Here is a 20,579-nt window from a genome sequence, read left to right as displayed (position 1 = left end):
CGGATCCCGGAAACCCATTCCGAGCCTCTTCCCGGATATGTTCCGGCCCGGCGATACTCGGCAGCGGCACGTAGAAACCTATGCATAATCATTCATTGTCTGAATCGATATGCATTCCGGTCATGATCGCGTAGCTAACCGGTAATCCGCCATCAGCCCCCGGTGCACCGGGGAACTCCACGATGACAAGCATTGACGACGAGCCCCTCCGGTTCAGACACAATTCATCTATTGGTTTGCTAGTGCACACATGAACTGTATATATTCACTGCGGCGACAGTGGAACTGGCCTCATCGCCTTCACATCATTTGCATGGGGGAATTCTCGTCAGCGGGGGCTGACGGGAAGCGCCAGGATCCCCGGGGGACAGCTGTGACAGCTCTGAGAACTTTGGTGCACGATTCTTTCAGTCGCACTCGTACCGCCACGATCGTCGTGGCCCTATTGCTCACGGGGCTGGTCCCCGTGGTGCTCGAACTCGTGGGCTCACACGCCGAGGTCCTGGTCATCGCTGGCGGACTGCTGGTGTTGCTCACCGCGTTCCTAGTGCTGCGTGGCTCCCGTCCGGCGGACACCGAGCACGCATCGGAAACCGCCGTGAGCTCCCGCGGCGGGGTGGAGCTGTTGCTCTACCTCTCGCCGGTGATCTTCCTGAACATCGTCTTCCCGCTCGTGAGCCCGCGCATGGCGGAGGCGACCGTGGGTGGGGTCCAACTGACCCACGTGGTCCTGGCCTCTTCCATCACCGTGCCCTGGCTTGCGCAGGCCGCGTGCATGCCCGCGTACCGCGCGATCGGTGAACTCATGGCCGAGCGGGACATGCAGAAGATCACCCGGCGCTTCTGCGAGGTGTGGCCGGCCATGTTCCTGCAGACCCTCCCGCTCGCCGGGCTGTTCGCACTGCCGCTGTGGCTGGCCACCGGCTGGTCCTGGCAGGCCATGGGCGCCTACCTGCTGTTGCTGGGCGCGCACGTGCTGTTCGTACAGTCCCTGGTCCTCGCCAACGTGGGAGAACGCCGCGGCCTGTGGGCCGTGGCATGGGGCGCCTACGCCCTGGCGCTGGCCGTGGTTCCCACCGTGTGGATCCTTCCGCCCCTGGTCGCCGCGGCCACCCAGATCGCGGCAATGGGCCGTCAGCTGTCCCACGTGCGGGTCTTCGAACGCCTGGACCACCGCAACTTCGCCGCGGACGCCCTGCGCGGACTGCTGCTCGGATCGGTGTTGTGGGCGGACAAGTTCGTGCTGTTCCTGGCCACGGACGGGGCCTTCCAGGTGATCGTGGTGTTCATGGCCATGCTCCCCGCGGTGCTCGCCTACAACTTCTACTTCGTCAACATGGCCCCGCACGTGGACCGCGCCGTCAGCGGACTGCACCGGGCCATCGAGAAGGAAACACTGCCCGTGCTGGCCTCCCGCTCCACGCTGCTCAGCTACGTGGTGGACCGCTCCGTCCTGCGCACCGGCGCGGTGGGCATGGTGCTGACCCTGGCTGCCGCCCTGCTACTGGGCGGCTTGCAGCCCCACCACGTCCTCCTCGCGGTGACCGTGGCCGTGGCCTCATGGACGTTCATGATGCTCACCCTGTTGAGCTACGAACTGGACTACATCGGGGAGAAGATCACGGCCCAGGCCCTGGGTGCGGTGCACCTGGTCGTGAGCGTCCTCGCGTTCGCGGTGTTCTCCACCAACGGGGCGTACGCCCTCCTGTTGCTCGCGGACCTGGTGCTGGTCGCCGGTGCCTGGGCGCTGTACAAACGCCACTGGGCCCAGCCCGAGTACACCCTCTTCTGGCGCCACGCCACGTCCTGGTAACGCAGTCCACGTAAGCGCTTTCTATCAAGCGCATCCGCCGCGCCCGGGCGCAGTCCTGCCCGCTCCCGGCCCCCATTGCACGTCCCGACTGGTCGCCACATTGCGACCCCGGACCCTTTCATCCCGTGAGGAATAGCCGACATGTACCCTTACACGCGCTCACACGCCAAGCACCGCGCCACCAAGTCCGTGGCCGTCGCGGAACCCGCCCGCCTGTCCCCCGCCGCGCAACAGCGCCAGAAGCAGTACGAGGACGTGGATGTCGCCATCGTCATGGAATCCACCTACCCCTTCCTCAAGGGCGGGGTCTCGGCGGTCGTCCACGACATCGTCACGGGGAACCCCGACCTGAGCTACGGGATCATCCACATCTCCTGGGACTCCGAGGCACCCCAGGAGGACCTCTACTCCATGCCCGAGAACGTGAAATGGGTCCGCGTGGTCTACCTGAGCATGCAGGAGCACCGGGACGACTTCATGTCCGTGCGCCCCAAGGATCTGGGCATGACCGCTGAGCAGCGCACGGTGCTGTCCCACCGGATCTTCGACGCGATCTACGCCCTGGCCGGTGCCCAGGACACCGAACCACTGTGGGAGCTCATCGACGAGGGGCTCAATGAACGCACCCGGCAGTACCCGCTGTGGGCCGTCCTGGGCTCCCGCGAGTTCCTGCATGCGCTGACGGAGCGGATGCCGCAGCTCGGGCTCTCCCTGTCCGAATCGTTCTGGTTGCTGCGCGGATTCTTCTCCCTGGCCCACGCGATCCTGGGCGAGACCATGCCCCGGGCCCGGGTGTACCACGCGCACACGACCGGCTACGCGTCCCTGCTGGGTGCCGCGGCCGCGCGCGATCACGGCACGTCGTTCCTGCTCACCGAGCACAACCTGTACGTGCGCGACACCGTGAACACCCTGCTCGACCGCAACATGGCGCTGTCGATCACGTCCGAGGACTACCGCACGTTCGACGTCAGTGCCGAGGACCGGGCGTGGATGGCGTGGTGGATCGAGATCGGGCACTTCTGCTACCCGAGCGCCGAGCTCGTGACCTACCTCTACCCCACGGCCATCACGGAGGCCGCGAGCCTGGGCGCGGACGTGGACAAGTCCGTGGTGCTGCCCAACGGCATGATCATCGAGGAGTTCGAGGAGAAGTACCACGCCCGCCAAGCCGCGGTGGAGCGCATTGCGCAGTCCCCGGAGGAACACACCTGGCGACTCGTGTACATCGCCCGCGTGGTGCCCATCAAGGGACTCATGGATCTGCTCTCCAGCATGGACATCCTGCGGGATCGCGGGTACCCCAACATCCACCTGGACGTCCTGGGCCCCACCGAGCATGTGCCCGAGTACTACGAGGCGTGCCTCGAGAAGATCGAGGCCCTGGGCCTCCACGACCTCGTGACCATCCACGGGACCGTGAACGTACGGGACATGCTCGACCAGTTCGACCTCCTGGTGCTCCCGAGCTACAACGAGGGCCAGCCGATCGTGGTGCTCGAGGCCATGGCCGCGGGCATCCCCACGGTGGGTTCGGACGTGGGTGGCATGAGCCAGCTCGTGGGCGACGACCTGGTGACCCCCGACGGCCGTACGTGGGGACCGTGCGGTGAACTGCTCGCACCCGGTGACATCGTGGCCATGGCGGACAAGGTCCAGGCCGTGATCGGGAACGTGGATCGTTACCGCTCCTACAGCACCAACGCCCGCGGCCGCGTGGAGGACTTCTTCCAGCTCCACGAGGTCATGTCCTCCTACAACAAGATCTACCGGATGCTCGGCAACATGGGTGAGAAGCGCAACTTCGAGTACTCGGACCTGCGTCAACCGGCGCTCGAGGCGCCGTTGGCGGGCGCGGGCGAGTGAGCGGCGTCGGCGCCTGGATCCGGTACGGGGGCCCGATCAGCCCCGAGCAGCTCGACTTCGCCGCGCAGCACTACCGGGCGGCGATCCTGCAGCCGTGGGAGACGGCGGCGGCCGCGGACCTCAAGCGGCGCCGCCCGGACATGACGGTGCTGTGCTACAAGTGCCTGTCCTCGACCCGCAGTTACGAACCGGGCCCGATCCACAGTTCCGGGGTCTCGTACGCAGAGGCCCCGGACCGGTGGTTCGCGCGGCGCCTGGACGGTGAACGCATCGAGTGGGCCCGCTACGGCGGACACTGGCAGATGACCGTGTGGTCGCCCGAGTACCGCGAGCGCTGGGTGCGCAACGTCGTCGCCGAGCTGCGGGATTCGCCGTTCGACGGCGTGATGGCGGACAACGACGTGTTCGACGACTACTACGGCCTGGACCTGCCCATCCGTCATGCCCGGACGATGGCGGATTTCCGCGACGGCGCGGGCGAATTGGTGCATGCCGCGGGCACGGCTCTGAACGAGGTCGGTAAGATCCTGGTCCCGAACATCGCGGAATCGCGGCGCGAGCCCGGCCGCTGGGCGAGTCACGCGGCCTACGGCGGCGGATTCGAGGAGGTGTGGCTGGGTTTCAGCCCGGTGGACCTGTTCGACCCGGAGACCACCGAGGCGCAGCTGCCCCAGGCGGACGGGCCGGGCCTCAGCATCCTGCGGGTGCCCACGGACGGCGACGACGACCACCCCAATGTCGAGTACGGTCTGGCCGCGTTCTGGATCTTCGGGGCGGGCCGCGGCGCGTACGCGGCCACGGCGCACGACGACTACAGCCGCACCCAGCACACCGCGCAGCTCGACTGGGACCTCGGCGCGCCGGTGCAGGACCCCGTGCGCCGCGGTCACACGTGGTGGCGCGAGTTCACGCACGGCTGGGCCGCGGTGAACTTCAACGCCGACCGCCGACGACGCCGCCGCGTCCGGGTGCCGCGCGGCATGGTCGACGTCCGGGGTCGGGCGGCGGGGTCCCACCTGGTGCTGCAGCCCCGCCGCGGTGTGGTGCTGCGGCGGGGGTGAGCCCACCGGGGGTGCGGGGCATCGCGTGCCGGACGCCCGTCCGGCACGCGTGTGCGCCGGACATGTTGTCTCTGGCCGCGCCGTGTGAGGCCCGGGCGCGAGATGACACCCCGTCGGCGCATCGTGATGGAATCACCCCATGAGCCCAATACCTCGTCCGCGCCCGTTCACCCAGGTCGACGTCTTCTCCCGGGAGCCCTATCTGGGCAACCCGGTGGCGGTCATCCTGGATGGCACCGATCTCACCGACGACGCCATGGCCCGCTTCGCGCGCTGGACCAACCTGTCCGAGACCACGTTCGTGCTCCCACCCACGGACCCGGACGCCGACTACCGGCTGCGCATCTGGACCCCGGACCGTGAGCTGCCGTTCGCCGGTCACCCCACCCTGGGCTCGGCCCACGCATGGCTCACCGCGGGCAACACCGCGCGTGCCAAGGACGTCATCGTCCAGGAATGCGCCGCGGGCCTCGTGCGGATCCGCCCGTCCGACGACGGCGCACTGACCTTCGAGGCCCCACCCACCGACCGCACGGGAGACCTGGGCCCGGAATTGCTCGGGGGCGTAACCGCGGCCCTGGGCCTGCGGGACGAGCAGGTCGTCGCCCATCAGTGGGTCGACAACGGCCCCGGCTGGGCCGCGCTGCTTCTGGCCGGCGCCGAGGACGTCCTGGCGATCGAGCCCGACCTTCCCGCTCTCCACGGCGCCAAGATCGGCGTGGTGGGTCCCCACCCGCAGAGCAGTCCGCACCAGTTCGAGGTCCGCGCCTTCGTGGGCGGGACCGGCGGGTACGAGGACCCCGTCACGGGAAGCCTCAACGCGAGCCTGGCCCAGTGGCTCATCCGTACGGACCGGGCGCCCGCGAACTACATCGCCCGACAGGGCACCCTCATGGGACGCAGCGGCCTCGTGACCGTGACGTCGGACGGGGACCACGTGTTCGTGGGCGGACACTGCACCGCGCGCATCGACGGGACGGTGCTGCTGTGAACCCCCCGGGCACCGAGCAGGGCGCGTCCCTGCACCTGGTCTTCGACGGCAACTGCGGGTTCTGCACGCGCTGCGTGGGATGGGCCCGGACACTGGACCGCCATGACCGGATCGCCCTGCACGCCTACCAGGTCCCCGGCGTACTGGAGCGGTTCGGACTGACGAATGCGGAGGGCAACGCGTCGGTGTGGGCCGTCCTATCCCGTTCCGGTGAGCGATCCTCGGGGGCGCACGCGGTGGCGGTGACCCTGGACACCGCCCTGGGCATCCGGGTGTTCGAGCCGTTCTACCGGTTACCGCCCGTGCGGTGGGTCCAGGACCGCGTGTACCGGTGGGTGGCCGATCACCGGGGGAAGTTCCCCGGTGTCACCCCGTGGTGCCAGCAGCACCCCGGGCGGTGCGGGACCCCGTAACGGTTCCGCTCCGCGTACCGAGCGAGCCGTGCCACCCGCGCGACGGCAATACACTGCGGCGCCATGACTCCATGACTCCGCCCCGACGCGCACCACCCCACCGAACACGTCGCCACCCGAGCGGTGCCATCCACCGCGGCGCCGCCGCTCCACCGCGTTCAAAGATCGGGGCTCACCCGGGCAGCGTGTCCCGCAGCGCCCGCGCCGCCGCGGTGACGTCCTGCGCATCGGTCACGGCCCGCACGACCACGATGCGCGAGGCACCCGTGTCGAGCACGGACGGCAACCGCGCGGTGTCGACCCCGCCGATCGCGAAGAAGGGCTTGTCCCCCGCGTGCTGAGCGGCGTAGCGCGGCAGCTCGAGCCCCACGGCCGCGCGACCCGGCTTCGTGGGGGTCTCCCACACGGGCCCGGTGCAGAAGTAGTCGAGCCCGGCGTCGGCCACGGCGGCGTCCACCTGGGCCGGGGAGTGACAGGACCGCCCGATCACCACGTCGTCCCCCAGGACCCGCCGAGCCTGCGCGGTGGTGAGATCGCCCTGGCCCACGTGGAACACGTCCGCGCCGGTCAGCAGCGCGACGTCCGCGCGGTCGTTGACGGCGAAAAGTGCGCCGTGCTCACGGGCGACGCCGGCGAGCACCTCGATGGCCTCGATCTCCGCGGCGGCCTCGAGGGATTTGTCCCGCAACTGGATGATGTCCACCCCGCCCTCGTACGCGGCATGCAGAAATTCCCGCAGGTCACCGCGCTCGCGGCGCGCCGTGACGCACACGTACAGTCGCGCGTTCTCGAGGGCGGCGCGGCGCCCGGTACCCGTCTGGCTCGTGTGTCCCATGCGGCCATCGTGGCACGAACCGCGCGCCCGCGGACACCTCGCCCGATCAGCCCGCCGCGAAGTCCCCCTGCGTTCCACAGCTAGGGGTGATTAGACTGGCAGGGCCGTTCGTCGCCGTTCGACGAACTCCACGGGAGTCCGCACACGTTGGCAACAACCACCGCAGCGGGCTGAGAGGGCGTGAGCCGCCGACCGGATCACCTGATGCGGATCATGCCGCCGGAGGGAGGAACAATGCCCGAGCACCTCGGTGACCACGTGGTCGTGGCCGGAGCTGGTCTCGTGGGCCTGGCCACGGCCTTCGAACTACGACGCCGCGGGGCCGCCGTGACCGTCGTCGATCCCCGCCCGGCGTGGGGCGCCACCCGCGCGGCCGCGGGCATGCTCGCACCGATCGCCGAGACCCAGTACGGCCAGGAACGCCTCTACCCCCTCATGCGGGCCTCCGCCGCGGAGTACCCGGACTTCGTGGAGCGCGTCACCGCGGCCACGGGCCTGCCCACGGGCTACCGCACCGAGGAGACGCTCGTGGTGGCCGCCGACGCCGCGGACGCCCAATCCCTCTCCGACCTCGCCTCACACCAGATCGCCTCCGGGATGGACGTGCAGGAGATCTCCACGCGGGAGGCCCGGCACCTGGAACCGGCTCTTGCGCCGCGGTTGAGCGGTGCGGTACGGATCGTCTCCGACCGCCAGGTGGACCCCCGGATGCTCGCGGCCGCCCTGGTGGAGACCCTGAACTGCTCGCACCTGACCACCATCGGGGACGTCCCCGACGCCGGACCGGCGCAGTGGCTGACCTCCCGCGTGGACACCGTGCTGACGTCCCGCAGGGAACCCCGGCAGGCCACGGGCGTGCAGGTGGACTCCGGTGAAGTGATCCCCGCGGACGCCGTGGTCGTGGCCACCGGGCTGACCGCCAACACCATGGGCGGGCTGCCCGAGGGACTCGACCTCCGATTGCGCCCGGTGTTCGGGGACATCCTGCGGTTGCGGGTTCCCGAGACCGCCCTGGCCCCCGGGGAATCGCATTTGCTCACGCGCACGGTGCGCGCCCAGGTCTTGGGCCGGCCCGTGTACATGGTCCCCCGCGAGGACCGGACCCTGGTGCTGGGCGCCACGAGCCGCGAGGACGGGCGCGAATCCGTGCTGGCCGGTGGCGTGCACCAACTGCTGCGGGACGCGCGCGCCGTGGTCCCCGCGATCGACGACTGCGACGTCCTGGAGATGATGGCCCGCGCCCGCCCGGGAACCTCCGACGACCTGCCGTACGTGGGCAAGACCCCGGTGGCCGGGCTCGTGATCAGCACGGGTCACTTCCGTCACGGCATCCTGCTGACCCCCGTGGCGTCCCGGCTCGCGGCGGAGCTCGTGACCGGCGTCCTGGACCCGCTCGCGGACCACGAGTCCGACGCCGCGTTCCTCGCTGACACCGACCCGGCCCGGCACTCGAACCCCGCCCCCGAGGCCCCGTTCACCACACCCGAGAGCTATCCCCAGATGCATGGAGGACTCGAATGATCGCGCCCGAGACCACAGACAATTCCTCCACGGCCGTCGTGAACGGCTCCCCCGTGACGGTGACCCCGGGGTTGACGGTCGCGAGCGCCGTCGTCGACCTCACGGGCCGCGAGATCACACCCGAGGGCACCGCCGCGGACGGTCATCCCCTGGGGATCGCCGTGGCGGTGGACGACGCCGTAATCCCCCGCTCCCTGTGGGCCACGACCCCCGTGGAAGCGGGTCAATCCGTCGAGATCGTCACCGCGGTGCAGGGAGGCTGAACATGACCACGCACGGAACCCCCCTGACCGTGGCCGGGGTGGAGCTCTCGTCCCGGCTGATCATGGGTACCGGGGGCCTCACCGATTTCGCAATGCTCGAACGGGCCCTGCTGGCCTCCGGGACGGAACTGACCACGGTGGCCCTGCGCCGCTTCGCGCCCGGCCCCGCCTCGCCAGCGGGCGCGCAAGCATCCGGCACGGCGAACCGGGCGAGCGGTCGCGCGGGAGGTGGCGCAGCGGCGTCGTCGACCGGGACACCGCAGGACAGCCTGTACGGGCTGCTGCGCCGCAACGACATCCGGGTGCTGCCCAACACCGCGGGGTGCTACACCGCGCGGGACGCCCTGCTGACCGCTGAACTGGGGCGCGAGGCGCTGGAGACGGACTGGGTCAAGCTCGAAATCATCGCGGACGAGGACACCCTGCTCCCGGACGGTGTGGAGCTGCTGGACGCGACCGAGAAACTCGCTCGGCGCGGTTTCAAGGTCTTCGCGTACACGTCCGACGACCCCGTGCTCGCGCTGCGACTCGAGGACGCCGGGGCCGTGGCCGTGATGCCCCTCGGTGCTCCCATCGGCACGGGTCTGGGGATCCTCAACCCGCACAACATCGAACTCATCGCGTCCCGCGCGTCCGTGCCCGTGGTGCTGGATGCCGGGATCGGCACGGCGTCCGAGGCGGCCCTGGCCATGGAACTCGGGTGCGACGCCGTCCTGCTCGCGTCCGCCGTGACCCGCGCGCAGGATCCCGTGGCCATGGCGAGTGCCATGAAGCACGCCGTGCTCGCGGGGCACCTGGCCCGCGGCGCGGGGCGGATCGCGCGGCGCACGCACGCCGTGGCGTCCTCGCCCATGGCCGGGCGCATCGACACCGCCGACGCGCCCCGCGGGGACTGGCCCGCGCCTTCATCCACCACCCCACAGCTGGAATCGCAGGTTTCATGAGCACCCCACTACCACCCCTCGTGGCCCCCGCCTCCGATCTGAGTCGCGAGGAACTCGAACGCTATTCACGCCACCTCACGTTGCCGCAACTGGGCGAGGAGGGGCAGCGTCGGCTCAAGAACGCACGCGTCCTGGTGATCGGCGCGGGCGGGCTCGGCGCTCCCGCGCTGCAGTACCTCGCGGCCGCCGGGGTGGGGACCATCGGCGTGGTCGACGACGACGTCGTATCCGTGTCCAACCTGCAACGCCAGGTGGTCCATGGGATGGCCGACATCGGCCGGCCCAAGGTCGATTCCGCCGCGGATGCCGTGGCCCGGCTCAACCCCCTGGTCACCGTGCACCGCCATCCCGAGCGGCTGAGCACCGACAACGCCCTGGAGATCTTCTCCGGCTACGACCTGATCATGGACGGCGCGGACAACTTCGGCACACGCTTCCTGGTCTCGGACGCCGCCGAACTCACCGGCATCCCCGTGGTGTGGGGCTCCATCCTGCGTTTCGACGGCCAGGTCTCCGTGTTCTGGTCCGGTCACGGCCCCGTGTACCGCGACCTGTTCCCGGAAGCGCCCGCGCCGGGCCAGGTCCCCTCGTGCGCCGAGGGCGGTGTGCTGGGCATGCTCCCGGCCACGATCGGCTCGGTCATGGTCACCGAGGCGCTCAAACTCATCACGGGCATCGGCCGTCCCCTGCTCGGCAGGGTCCTCATCCACGACGCCCTGGCCCAGACGTGGCGCGAGCTCACGGTCCTGCCGGACCCGCACCGCCCGCCCGTCACGGATCTCTCGCGAGTGGCGCTCGCGTGCGGTCTGCCCTCCGACGACGACGCCGCTCCCGCCCCCCACGAGACCGTCACCGCCCCGGAGCTGGCCGAGCTACTGACCGCCCGGTCCCTCGGGGAGACGTCCTTCACGCTCGTGGACGTGCGCGAGGACTGGGAGCGCAAACTCGTGGCCATCCCCGGATCCGTGCACGTGCCGCTGCAGGACGTCCTGGACCGGGGTGTCACGGCTCTTCCGGATGAGGCGGAGGGCACCGTGATCCTGCACTGCAAGGCCGGTGCCCGTTCCGCCCAGGCCCTCGCGGCACTGCGCAGGGACTACGCCCTGCGGGAGGACACCGTGAAGCACCTGGACGGCGGGGTGCTCGCGTGGATCGACCGGGTGGACCCGGCGCTGCCGCGCTACTGACCCGTTCGATCACAGCTCCTCCTCAAGGAGCGGTTTCCGCGCGTGTGTCGCCATGAGGTCCAGCGGTTCGTGGTGAATAGCCGTTGGACTGACTGATCGCTTGTAGCGCGCGGCAGCTCCTCGTGAGCGATCGCTGCTGGTGAGCAACGTGTGAACTCAAAGGTCCCCGTCACCGCGGTAACGCGGGCGACGGGGACCTTTCTCGAAGTATGCGGGACAGGACCGCGCGGCCTCAACCCAGCAGGATCACGTCCAGCGTGCGCGGACCGTGGACACCCTCCACGCGTTCGAGCTCGATGTCCGAGGTGGCAGAGGGCCCCGAGATCATGGTGGTGGGCGCAGTGGGCTCCACGCGGGCCATGGCCTCCGGGATGAGCTCCACCACGGAGTCCAGCGGCACGATGCAGATGTGGTGGTCCGGCACCAGGGTGATGGCGCGCCGACCCTCGTCCGGGCGCCCGGACAGGAAGATGGTGCCCGTCTGCGCGCACGAGACCGTGGAGGACGTCACCACGGCATCCACCTGGTTGAGGTCCCGCACGGTCAGCGCGGAGGCCTTGCGACCGTCATTGGGGTCCACGATGGCCCGGCGCGCGGCGGTCTCCTCAGGCAACCACGCGGTGTCGAGGCCCTCGGGGATCACGTAGCGCGCGGAGGTCCCGAGCTGGGTGGCAACGCGCTGCGCCACGGTCTGCGCGGTCTCCCTGTAGACGTTGGCCTTGTAATCCAGCAACCGGTCCTCGAGCATGTCGATGATCTCGTCCCGCCCGAGGTCCGAGGTGTGCCGGTAGTCGCGGGGCACGTGGGGTGCCCGCGGGTGGTCCGCGAGCGCACCGTTGAGCCGCTCGAGGATTTCGGTCTTGGCGTCGGCGCTCATGCCGGCTCTCCGTCCTGGTTCCCGCGGCCTGCGTGGCCGTTGCGGGGTGCGATGTTGTCCTCGTGGGGGTCGCCCGTGGCAGCACTGTACGCCCCGGCCACGGCATCCGCGCCAGCACCCGGGTTGGCGGCGTCCTGGCCGGTGCCGGCCGCGGTCTCCTCGGTCCGGGCGGCCTTGGACTCGCCGTGCGGGCCCTGGGGGGTTGCCACCTCGACGGACGACGCCGGGTGGTCCTCCGCGAGCCCCACACCGGTGCGCGCGGTTCCCGACGCCGCAGTGACGCCGTCGCGCTCGAGTCGTTCCCCGGTCTCCCCCTCGTGCTTCTTCCACCAGTTGCGGAAGGACTCCTTGGGGGGCTCGGGGATGTCGCGCTCGGCGGTCCAGCCGCCCACCATGCCGGGCAGCCAACCGATGGCGCGGTCGCGGCCGGCGATGACACGGCCCATGGGTAGCCCGCGCTCCGCCAAGGACATCCGCTGACCAGAGGACATCACGAAGGAAGCGCCCTTCATCATGGCGTCCATCTGCGTGGGCACACCGCGGGAAGGCACGGCTCCTCGGATGCGGCGTCCTGCGCGACGCGCCCGAGAACCGAGCTCCTGGAGGGTGCCCTTCTGGGGGGCAGTGTCCTGCCCACCCCGGCCCTCGTCCGCGGTCAGGGACTTCTCCTCGCGCCAGTTGTCGGCCCCGCCCACCGCCGGGTCCTTGGAGACCGGTGCAGGGTGGGCGTGGTCCGCGCGTTGCCCGTGCTGGGTGCGGATGTCCTCGTCCCGCAGATGCACGAGGATCTCGGGGATGTTGATCTTCACGGGACACACCTGGTAGCACGCCCCGCACAGGGAGGACGCGTACGGCAGGGAGGCATTCTTCTCGGACGTGATGCCCGTGAGCTGCGGCGAGAGGATCGCCCCGATGGGACCGGGGTAGGTGGAGCCGTAGGAGTGCCCGCCCGCGTGCTCGTACACGGGGCACACGTTCAGGCACGCGGAACACCGGATGCAGTGCAGTGCGGAGCGACCCTGCGGGTCCGCGAGCACCGCGGAGCGCCCGTTGTCCAGGAGCACCACGTGGAAGTTCTTGGGGCCGTCCCCGGGCGTCACGCCGGTCCACAGGGAGGTGTACGGGTTCATGCGTTCGCCAGTGGAGGAGCGCGGCAAGAGCTGGAAGAACACCTCGAGGTCCTGGTAGGTGGGCAACAGTTTCTCGATGCCCATCACGGTGATCAGGGTCTCGGGCAGGGTCAGGCACATGCGCCCGTTGCCCTCGGACTCCACCACGGACAGGGTGCCAGTGTCCGCGATGCCGAAGTTCGCGCCGCTGATGGCCACCTTGGAGGTGAGGAACTTCTCCCGCAGGTGCTGCCGCGCAGCCTCCGCGAGCACTCGGGGCTCGCTCGTGAGCTCCTCGGTGACGCCGGGCATCTCGCGGCTGAAGATCTCGCGGATCTCCTCGCGGTTCTTGTGGATCGCGGGCACCAGGATGTGGGAGGGCTTGTCCCGCCCCAGCTGCACGATGAGCTCGGCGAGGTCCGTCTCCGTGGCGGTGATCCCGTGCTCGGAGAGGTGCTCGTCCAGCCCGATCTCCTGGGTGGCCATGGACTTCACCTTGATCACGTCCGTGGTGTCCTGCTCCTGGACCAGGCGGGTCACGATGGCGTTCGCCTCGTCCGCGTCCCGGGCCCAGTGGACGACGCCGCCGCGCGCCGTCACGTTCGCCTCGAACAGCTCGAGCAGCTCGGGCAGCTCCGCCATCACGGTCTCCTTGATGGCGGAGCCGGCGTCGCGCAGCTCGCTCCAGTCCGGGACTTCCCCCACCACGCCGGCGCGCTTGGCGCGGATGGTGTGGGTGGCGTGCCGGATGTTGGCGCGCATCTGCTTGTTCTGCAGCTCTTTCTTGGCGGCCTTGGGGAAGGCGACCTGCGCGTGCAGGTTGCCCTGCCCGTGCACGGGACGCACGGCGGGCATGCCGAGGGACGTGACGCTCATCGAGTTGCTCCTGCAGTGGTGGCCGGGCTCGCCGCGCGACGGCCGGGTTGGGGGATGGACAGTTCAACGGGGCCCTCTACCTGCAGCGGGTTGGCCCGGGTGGAGGCGAGGATTTCCGCGAAGTGGACGGTCTGGACGTCCACGTTCCGCTTGGATGCGGCTCCGCCCAGGTGCAGCAGGCACGAGGCATCCCCGCCGGTGCACAGCGAGGCGCCCGAGCTGCGGATGTTGTTGAGCTTGGCGTCCGCCATGGCACCGGAGACGTCCGGATTCTTGAAGGAGAACGTGCCGCCGAAGCCGCAGCACTCCTCGGCGTCGGGTAGCTCATGGAACTCGATGTCCGCTACGGAACGCACGAGGTCCTTCTGGCGATCCCCGAGTCCCAGCAGACGCATGCCGTGGCACGAGGGGTGGTAGGTCACCGGGTGCGGGAACCAGGAGCCGAGCTGCTCGGCGGCGTCCGTCACGCCCAGCACGTCCACGAGCAGCTCGGAGAGCTCGTAGGTGTTCTTGGCCACCATGGCGGCATCCTCGGCCAGGGCGTCCTCGCCGCACTGGCGCGCAACCATCGGCTGCTGGTGCCCCAGGGAGGCCACACAGGAGCCGGAGGGGGCCACGGCGACGTCGTAGTCCACGCTGGTGAACGCGCGCACGTGGTTGCGGATCACCGGCACAGCGTCCTGGAAGTACCCGCTGTTGACGTGCATCTGGGAACAGCAGCCCTGCCCCTGGGGAAACACGACCTCGTGTCCCAGCCGCTCGAGGATCCGCACGGTGGCCAGCGCCACCTTGGGATACATGGCATCCACAATGCATGTGGCGAAGAGCGCGATTTTCATGTGTGTGGTCTCCTAACCGTCTGCCCCGGTCCATACTCTGTGGCCATACCAGGCTACGCCCGTGAGCCCGGTCACAACAACGTACGGCGTGGCATGGGACAGGCATGAAAGGCCGCGCGGGCTCCCCGCGGCGGGGAGCGAGGTGTTCACCATGTGACCTGCATCATGTACGCTGTGCGGTAGGACCAATGTGGTCTGACCACTCATCGTACGACTTGCCCGGACGTGGCGCACACCGCCCCGCCGAGACCACACTCTCGATCCGGGAACCACGGTCCCGATCCGGCCCCACCCCTTGGAGAACGCGTGAATACCTTTACCGCCGCGACCGACGCCGTGGGAGGCAGCGTCGGGCTGTCCGCCCTGGTCGGCTGCCTGCCCCTGCTGACCTTCTTCGTGATGCTGCTGGCCTTCAAGGCCAGCGCCTACGTGGCGGGTCTCACGTCCCTCGCCGTGGCCCTGCTGGTGGCCACCCTGGGCTTCGGCATGCCAGCGCACCTCGCCGCACTGACCGCCACCCAGGGCGCCGTCTACGGACTGTTCCCGATCGTGTGGATCGTGGTCATGGCCCTGTGGTTCTACCAGGTGACTGTGCTCTCCGGGCGTTTCGAGGACCTGCGCACCATCTTCGACACCATCGGGGGCGGTGACCTGCGCATCCAGGCCATGCTCATCGCGTTCTGCTTCGGCGGTCTGCTCGAGGCTCTCGCAGGCTTCGGCGCCCCCGTGGCGATCACCGCCACGATGATCCTGGCCCTTGGGCTCAAGCCTCTCAAGACGGCCACGCTGGTGCTGATCGCCAACACCGCCCCCGTGGCCTTCGGCGCGATCGCGATCCCCATCACCACCGCGGGCACGCTCACGGACCTCGACCCGGCCCACATCGGTGCCGTGGTGGGTCACCAGGCCCCGTTCTTCGCGTTCGTGGTCCCCTTCTTCCTGCTGCTGATCGTCGACGGCACCCGCGGTCTCAAGCAGGCCTGGCCCGCCGCCCTCGTGGTGGGCGGCAGCTTCGCGATCGCCCAGTGGTGGTGCGCCACGCACTTCTCGTACGAGCTCACCGACGTGGTGGCGTCCCTCGCCGGGCTCGCCGGTGTGGTGATCCTCATGCGTTTCTGGCGTCCCAAGGGCGCCGAGGCCGTGCGCGCGGACCTGGGCGTCTCCCGCCCGGAGGATGCTGCGGTGCTCACGGCCGGGCGCGTGTGGATGGCAGTGCTGCCCTACCTGCTGGTGGTGGCCGTCTTCGGCGTCGCCAAGCTCTGGACCGCCGGGGTCAATGTGCCCAAGGCGCTGGCGTCCACGGACGTCAAGATCCCGTGGCCCGGCCTGAACGGGCACCTGCTCAATGCCAAGGGCGAAGCCATTTCGGGCACGGTCTACTCTTTCCAATGGCTCTCCAGCCCCGGCACGCTGCTGCTCATCACCGGCCTGCTGGTGGCCGTGATCTACGCCCTGTTCAACCACCACGGGATGTTCCGACTCTCGATCGCGGATGCCCTTGCCGAAATCGGACGCAGCTTCTGGAAGATGCGTTTCTCCGCCCTGACCATCATGTCCGTGCTGGCACTGGCCTACGTGATGAACTTCTCCGGCCAGACCCTGGCGATCGGCACGTTCGTGGCCGGTCTTGGCGCGGCGTTCGCGTTCTTCTCCCCCGTGCTGGGCTGGGTGGGCACCGCGGTCACCGGTTCGGACACGTCCGCCAACGCACTGTTCGCCAACCTGCAGAAGACCGCGGCCCTGGGGTCTGGGCTGGATCCGTACCTGATGACCGCCGCGAACACGTCCGGCGGTGTGGTGGGCAAGATGATCTCGCCGCAGTCACTGGCCATCGCGTCCTCAGCGGTGGGCATGCAGGGCAAGGAGTCTCAGATCTTCCGCTCCGTGGTCCCGTGGTCCCTGGGCATGCTGCTGGTGCTGTGCTGCCTGGTGTTCCTGCAGTCCAACGTGCTCGCATGGATGCTGCCCGCCGCCTGAGCACTCCTGAGATACCAGACCGTCCGGGCGCCGCGGAGCTGCGGGCACCTCGGGGACGCCGAGCACCATGGGGCTCAGCACGCCATGGCACCCGCAACCCTGTGGGCACAGTGAGGAGCCCGGTCCGGCGGCACCTCGCCGCAACGGACCACGGACCCGCCCCGAGAGGAATCAATGAGCACCACCCCCGCCTACACCCTCGTGCTGGACTGGCTCGAACACCAGTTGCGCACGGGCGGGCTGCACGTGGGCGACAAGCTCCCCGCCGAACGCGCGCTCGCCGAGGACTTCGGCATCTCCCGGGCGTCGGTACGGGAGGCCGTGCGGATCCTCGCGGCCATGGGGCTCGTACGGACGGCCACGGGCTCGGGCCCGCAGTCCGGGGCCTCCGTTATCTCGGACCCCTCCGCGGCGCTCGGCTGGGCCCTGCGGATGCACATTGCCACCCGTTCCTTGCCGGTCGCGGACGTGGTGGGCACACGCGTGCTGCTGGAGAGCCACGCGAGTCTTGAGGCGGCGTCGTCGACCGATCCGCACCGGGACGAGATCCTTGCGCAGGCCGGCGAACTGCTCGACCGCATGGACGACCCCGAGGTGAGCGACGCCGAGTTCCACGCGCTGGACGCGCAGTTCCACGTGCGCCTCGCATCCCTGAGCGGGAATGTGGTGCTCGAGACGATCATGGCGTCCCTGCGCGAGGCCACGATCGGGTACGTCCAGGAGACGGTCGCGAAGGTCACGGGCTGGCCGGAGATCCGCGCGCACCTGCAGCAACAGCACCGCGCAATCCTGCGCGCGACCACCGAACGCGACGGCGCCCTGACCGCGCGCCTGCTGCGCGAGCACATCATGTGGTTCTACGGCTTCGTGCCGGATGCGACCGGCACGGCCGACTAGCACCGAGCCAACCACGACCGCGCCGAACAGGGCCGGGCCCGGCAGGACTGAACTGAACGGGACTGAGCCGGGTAGAAACCGAGCCGAACAGGACTGAACGGCCCGGCAGCGAACGGTCCCGAGACCGGCCACGACCGACCCGGGCGTCAGCGTCGGATCGATGAAGGGGCGCCGTTGACCCGCACGTCGGAAACTCCCCGGCACTCCCCTGAGAAGGGAAAAACCCCGGCGCCTCCTGGCCGGGAGGCGCCGGGGTCAGGCTTGCATCCGCCCTGGCCCGCTGACGCGACGGAGGACCTCGGAACTGCACGCGAGGTGATCCAGGCCTCGCGGAGCTCTGTCACAAGGGGGAACGAGGACCCCCGCCGCGAGTTCAGCGGTCCGCTCCTACTCGGGGCCGCACGCCGTACACTCGCTCGACCCCCGTGGAGCGGTGGACATCTCTTCCGATGTCCACCACTAACTGTGCCGTACCGGGGACCCGCGCCACCATGGCCATTCGGCCAGTCTTCGAGCGTGAACCTGAAGGTAACCTGGGAATCAGGTCAGGCGGGGGTACCGCTCGTCGTCCAGCTCGGGAGACACGAGGCCCCACTGGATGCCCGAGATCAGCACCTGGACCCGATCCCGCACCGCGAGTTTCTCGCACAGATGGGACACGTAGGCTTTCACACTGCCGTGCGAGACGGACATGCGCTCGGCGATCTCATTGTTGTTGAGCCCCTTGGCGATCCACTCGAGCGTTTCGAGTTCGCGCGGCGAGAGCTTGGGCGCGTCCGGGTGGGATCCCCGGGGTGCGGGTTCGACGGCGCCGGCCGCCGCCGCGCGCAGGTGACCGCGGCGCACGGAGGGCACCGGGACGTCCCCCAGCACGTTGTTGGCCAGCGAGCTGGCCACGGACGGGGACAGCGCGAGTTCGTCCTCGCGGATCAGGCTCACGGCGGAGACGATCTCGTCGTGCCGGGCGTCCTTGACGAGGTACCCGGAGGCTCCCGCGCGCAGAGCGGGGACCACGTACTCGAGGGTCGAGAACGTGGTCAGCGCGAGCACCTTGGTCTCCGGGCAGCGCTGCACGATCTCCCCGGTGGCCTCGATCCCATCCATCCCCGGCATACGGATGTCCATGAGCACCACGTCAGGGCGCAGTTCCAGGCACGTGGCCACGGCCTCCGCGCCGTCCGAGGCCTCCCCCGCGACCTCGAAACCCGGTTCCGCGCGGAACAGGTTCGCGAGGGCGTCACGCATGAGCGGATGATCGTCCACCAAGAGAAGCCTGCACAAATCCATGGCCTGATCATAAACTGAGCGCATGACTGAGCACTCGTCCCCCGTGACCACCACCACTTCGACCCGCACACGCTGGGTGCGCACCGCCACCGCGGCCCTGCTAAGCGGAGCCCTCATCCTCAGCGCGGCGCCGGCGCACGCCGCGTCCCCCACGGTCCCGCGCGGCCCCACGAACGTGATCTGCCACTACTGGCCCGTTCTCTGCCCCAACCGGTGATCCCGGGGGGTACTGCTATCGGGGTGGACCCCGCCCCTCGATCCGGCGGTATGCCGAGCTGGCTGCGCGTCGTCGTGGTGCTCTTCGCCGCGGTGGCACTGCTCGACGACCTGCGGTCCATGCCGTGGTCGTTCATGCCCCCGGCACCCGCCGTGCTCTCGAGCAGTTTCCTGGTCCTGAGCTACGGGGCCGTGGCGCTGCTCGCATGGTCGCCCCTCGCGAGCGCCGTGGCCATCACGCTGTCGTACGTGTTGGCCACGGTCTTGCACGACTACGCCCTGGCCCTGTTGTGCGGGTGCGTCGTGATGGTCGCGGTGCTCGCGATGCTCTCCCGCGGGACCGCGCTGGCCCACCTCGCGGTCACCGCCACGTGGATAGTCGTGTCTGCGGGGGTGCTGCGCAATTCCGATTTCGTGTGGACCGTGGGCATCCCCCTGGGTGTGTCCGCGCTGATCGGTGCGGCCGTGCGGTTCTTCGTGACCCAGTACCGGCTCAACACCCGCCGCCTCGCGGTTCTGGAGGTCACCCACCAGCGGCTGCGGGAGCAGGAACGGCTCGCCCTGGCCCGGGACCTGCACGACGTGGTCGCGCACGAACTGACCCTCGTGACCATGCAGGCTGCGGGGTCCCACCGGCAGCAGGACCCCGGGGAACTGCACCGCACGATCGACATGATGGACTCCGCCGCCCGCTCCGGGCTGCATGAGCTGCGCACGCTGCTGCACATCCTGCGGGACTCCCCCGGCGCCCCGGACGAGCGGGACAGCAGTTCCGGGCTCACCACGGGGTCCCTGTACGGCGTGGCCCGGGCACTCGCGGCGAGCCTCGAACGCGCCGCACTCGTGCCGGAGCTCGAACTGGGTGACGGCCTGGACGAGATCCCCACGTCCATCCGCGGCACCGCGGCCCGGGTGCTGCAGGAGGCCTCGACCAACATGATCAAGTACGCGCCCACGGGTTCCCGGTGCGCCCTGCGGGTGTTCGTCCGGGACGGCGCCGTGCACGTCCACGCCGAGAACCAGATCCGCCGGGGTGCCGGCACCGACTCCGGGCGCAGGGAACTGACCTCCGCGTTCGGGCTGCGCGGGATCCAGGAACGGGTCGCCCTGCTCAACGGTCAGGTGGAGTACGGTCCGCGCAATGCCGTGTGGCACCTGGACGTGCGGATCCCGGTCGCGTGAGTGACACCCCGGACGCCCCGAGGACCGGGACGGACGCGGTCGAGGCCGTGCGCGGCGTCGTCGTCGCGATCCCACCGGGCGCGGTGCTCAGCTACGGGGACGTGGCGGAACTCGCGTGGTTGAGCACCCCGCGGCTCGCGGCGCGGATCATGGCCATGGGCCTGGCCGGGACGGACGTCCCGTGGTGGCGTGTGGTGCGCGCGGACGGCACGCTGCCCGACCACCTGCAGATCACTGCGCGGGAACACTACGAACGCGAGGGCACGCCCCTGCGCGAGACCGACGCCCATTGGGTCCGCGTGGATATGCGCACCGGGCGCTGGGACGGCCGGTGAGCACCGGCGCGTGAGCGCGCCGAGGCATCAGTCTCGACGAAGTAGGACCCGCGCTGCCGCCGACCTAGCGCCGGGCAGGATCCGTACTCG

19 protein-coding genes and 1 riboswitch are annotated in these 20,579 nt (G+C 69.7%); of the genes, 14 read left to right on the top strand and 5 right to left on the bottom strand.

Translation table 11 applies throughout. The annotated features are described in order from the left end of the window. Positions 1 to 394: 394 nt before the first annotated feature. The 5 genes from HBK84_RS02385 to HBK84_RS02365 all read left to right on the top strand — a co-directional run bounded on the left by HBK84_RS02385 (position 395) and on the right by HBK84_RS02365 (position 6,144). Entirely contained in the window at positions 395 to 1,813 is a 1,419-nt protein-coding gene (locus tag HBK84_RS02385) for a hypothetical protein (RefSeq protein WP_167318094.1), read from the top strand. Positions 1,814 to 1,954: 141 nt separating this feature from the next. Next, positions 1,955 to 3,679 carry a GT4 family glycosyltransferase PelF gene (pelF, locus tag HBK84_RS02380; RefSeq protein WP_167318093.1) on the top strand — a complete coding sequence of 575 codons (1,725 nt, stop codon included), beginning with the start codon at positions 1,955 to 1,957 and terminating at the stop codon, positions 3,677 to 3,679. Next, on the top strand, positions 3,676 to 4,740 hold the full coding sequence (locus HBK84_RS02375) for a putative glycoside hydrolase (protein ID WP_167318092.1): 1,065 nt from the start codon (positions 3,676 to 3,678) through the stop codon (positions 4,738 to 4,740). Before pelF ends, HBK84_RS02375 begins: the two co-directional genes overlap by 4 nt. A 139-nt stretch (positions 4,741 to 4,879) precedes the next feature. Beyond that, positions 4,880 to 5,731, top strand: a complete 852-nt coding sequence (locus tag HBK84_RS02370) for a PhzF family phenazine biosynthesis protein (RefSeq protein ID WP_167318091.1) — start codon at positions 4,880 to 4,882, stop codon at positions 5,729 to 5,731. Continuing rightward, a complete protein-coding gene (locus HBK84_RS02365) occupies positions 5,728 to 6,144 on the top strand; it encodes a thiol-disulfide oxidoreductase DCC family protein (RefSeq protein WP_240919067.1) in 417 nt (138 codons plus the stop codon). Before HBK84_RS02370 ends, HBK84_RS02365 begins: the two co-directional genes overlap by 4 nt. Positions 6,145 to 6,316: 172 nt before the next feature. Here the strand turns inward: HBK84_RS02365 and thiE are convergent, their stop codons facing one another. Further along, positions 6,317 to 6,979, bottom strand: coding sequence for a thiamine phosphate synthase (gene thiE / locus HBK84_RS02360; protein ID WP_167318090.1), 663 nt, complete (start codon positions 6,977 to 6,979; stop codon positions 6,317 to 6,319). Between the two features lie 120 nt (positions 6,980 to 7,099). Continuing rightward, a riboswitch (TPP riboswitch) is annotated at positions 7,100 to 7,224 on the top strand. Between thiE and thiO the strand changes: the two genes are divergently transcribed. The 4 genes from thiO (at position 7,214) to moeB (ending at position 10,894) form a co-directional block, all read left to right on the top strand. Continuing rightward, on the top strand, positions 7,214 to 8,500 hold the full coding sequence (thiO, locus tag HBK84_RS02355; RefSeq protein WP_144997305.1) for a glycine oxidase ThiO: 1,287 nt from the start codon (positions 7,214 to 7,216) through the stop codon (positions 8,498 to 8,500). (Overlaps the previous riboswitch by 11 nt.) Further along, positions 8,497 to 8,763, top strand: coding sequence for a sulfur carrier protein ThiS (thiS, locus tag HBK84_RS02350; RefSeq protein WP_144997303.1), 267 nt, complete (start codon positions 8,497 to 8,499; stop codon positions 8,761 to 8,763). The genes thiO and thiS overlap by 4 nt, the downstream gene beginning before the upstream one ends. Positions 8,764 to 8,765: 2 nt before the next feature. Next, on the top strand, positions 8,766 to 9,707 hold the full coding sequence (locus tag HBK84_RS02345) for a thiazole synthase (protein ID WP_052160824.1): 942 nt from the start codon (positions 8,766 to 8,768) through the stop codon (positions 9,705 to 9,707). Further along, on the top strand, positions 9,704 to 10,894 hold the full coding sequence (gene moeB, locus HBK84_RS02340; protein ID WP_144997301.1) for a molybdopterin-synthase adenylyltransferase MoeB: 1,191 nt from the start codon (positions 9,704 to 9,706) through the stop codon (positions 10,892 to 10,894). Before HBK84_RS02345 ends, moeB begins: the two co-directional genes overlap by 4 nt. A 232-nt stretch (positions 10,895 to 11,126) precedes the next feature. Here moeB and HBK84_RS02335 read toward each other — a convergent pair whose 3' ends face one another. The 3 genes from HBK84_RS02335 to HBK84_RS02325 are packed head-to-tail and all read right to left on the bottom strand — an operon-like array spanning position 11,127 to position 14,595. Further along, positions 11,127 to 11,771 carry a lactate utilization protein C gene (locus HBK84_RS02335; RefSeq protein ID WP_064846367.1) on the bottom strand — a complete coding sequence of 215 codons (645 nt, stop codon included), beginning with the start codon at positions 11,769 to 11,771 and terminating at the stop codon, positions 11,127 to 11,129. After that, a complete protein-coding gene (locus HBK84_RS02330; protein ID WP_167318089.1) occupies positions 11,768 to 13,756 on the bottom strand; it encodes a LutB/LldF family L-lactate oxidation iron-sulfur protein in 1,989 nt (662 codons plus the stop codon). Before HBK84_RS02330 ends, HBK84_RS02335 begins: the two co-directional genes overlap by 4 nt. Next, entirely contained in the window at positions 13,753 to 14,595 is an 843-nt protein-coding gene (locus tag HBK84_RS02325) for a (Fe-S)-binding protein (protein WP_144931716.1), read from the bottom strand. The genes HBK84_RS02330 and HBK84_RS02325 overlap by 4 nt, the downstream gene beginning before the upstream one ends. 306 nt (positions 14,596 to 14,901) lie before the next feature. Here HBK84_RS02325 and HBK84_RS02320 point away from each other — a divergent pair, with 306 nt between their 5' ends. Both HBK84_RS02320 and HBK84_RS02315 read left to right on the top strand, forming a co-directional pair. Then, complete coding sequence (locus tag HBK84_RS02320; RefSeq protein WP_167318088.1) at positions 14,902 to 16,572, top strand: L-lactate permease; 1,671 nt, start codon at positions 14,902 to 14,904, stop codon at positions 16,570 to 16,572. A 174-nt stretch (positions 16,573 to 16,746) separates the two neighbouring features. After that, the gene (locus HBK84_RS02315; protein ID WP_035964141.1) at positions 16,747 to 17,469 is read left to right on the top strand and encodes a FadR/GntR family transcriptional regulator; all 723 of its coding nucleotides are present in this window, start codon (positions 16,747 to 16,749) and stop codon (positions 17,467 to 17,469) included. Positions 17,470 to 18,009: 540 nt separating this feature from the next. On the opposite strand, the gene HBK84_RS02310 is transcribed toward HBK84_RS02315, so the two are convergent. Continuing rightward, entirely contained in the window at positions 18,010 to 18,756 is a 747-nt protein-coding gene (locus tag HBK84_RS02310) for a response regulator transcription factor (protein ID WP_206069180.1), read from the bottom strand. Positions 18,757 to 18,778: 22 nt separating this feature from the next. Here HBK84_RS02310 and HBK84_RS02305 point away from each other — a divergent pair, with 22 nt between their 5' ends. The 3 genes from HBK84_RS02305 to HBK84_RS02295 are packed head-to-tail and all read left to right on the top strand — an operon-like array spanning position 18,779 to position 20,489. After that, on the top strand, positions 18,779 to 18,973 hold the full coding sequence (locus HBK84_RS02305) for a hypothetical protein (protein WP_064846363.1): 195 nt from the start codon (positions 18,779 to 18,781) through the stop codon (positions 18,971 to 18,973). 50 nt (positions 18,974 to 19,023) lie between these two features. Then, positions 19,024 to 20,154, top strand: coding sequence for a sensor histidine kinase (locus tag HBK84_RS02300; RefSeq protein WP_144931717.1), 1,131 nt, complete (start codon positions 19,024 to 19,026; stop codon positions 20,152 to 20,154). Continuing rightward, the gene (locus HBK84_RS02295) at positions 20,151 to 20,489 is read left to right on the top strand and encodes an MGMT family protein (protein WP_231885550.1); all 339 of its coding nucleotides are present in this window, start codon (positions 20,151 to 20,153) and stop codon (positions 20,487 to 20,489) included. Before HBK84_RS02300 ends, HBK84_RS02295 begins: the two co-directional genes overlap by 4 nt. The last annotated feature ends 90 nt before the right edge of the window (positions 20,490 to 20,579 follow it).

It is taken from the genome of Kocuria sp. KD4 (assembly GCF_011769905.1).
Classification (GTDB): Bacteria; Actinomycetota; Actinomycetes; order Actinomycetales; family Micrococcaceae; genus Kocuria; species Kocuria marina.
The sequence above is the reverse complement of the archived record's forward strand: the minus strand, read 5'-3'. Positions and strand labels throughout refer to the sequence as shown.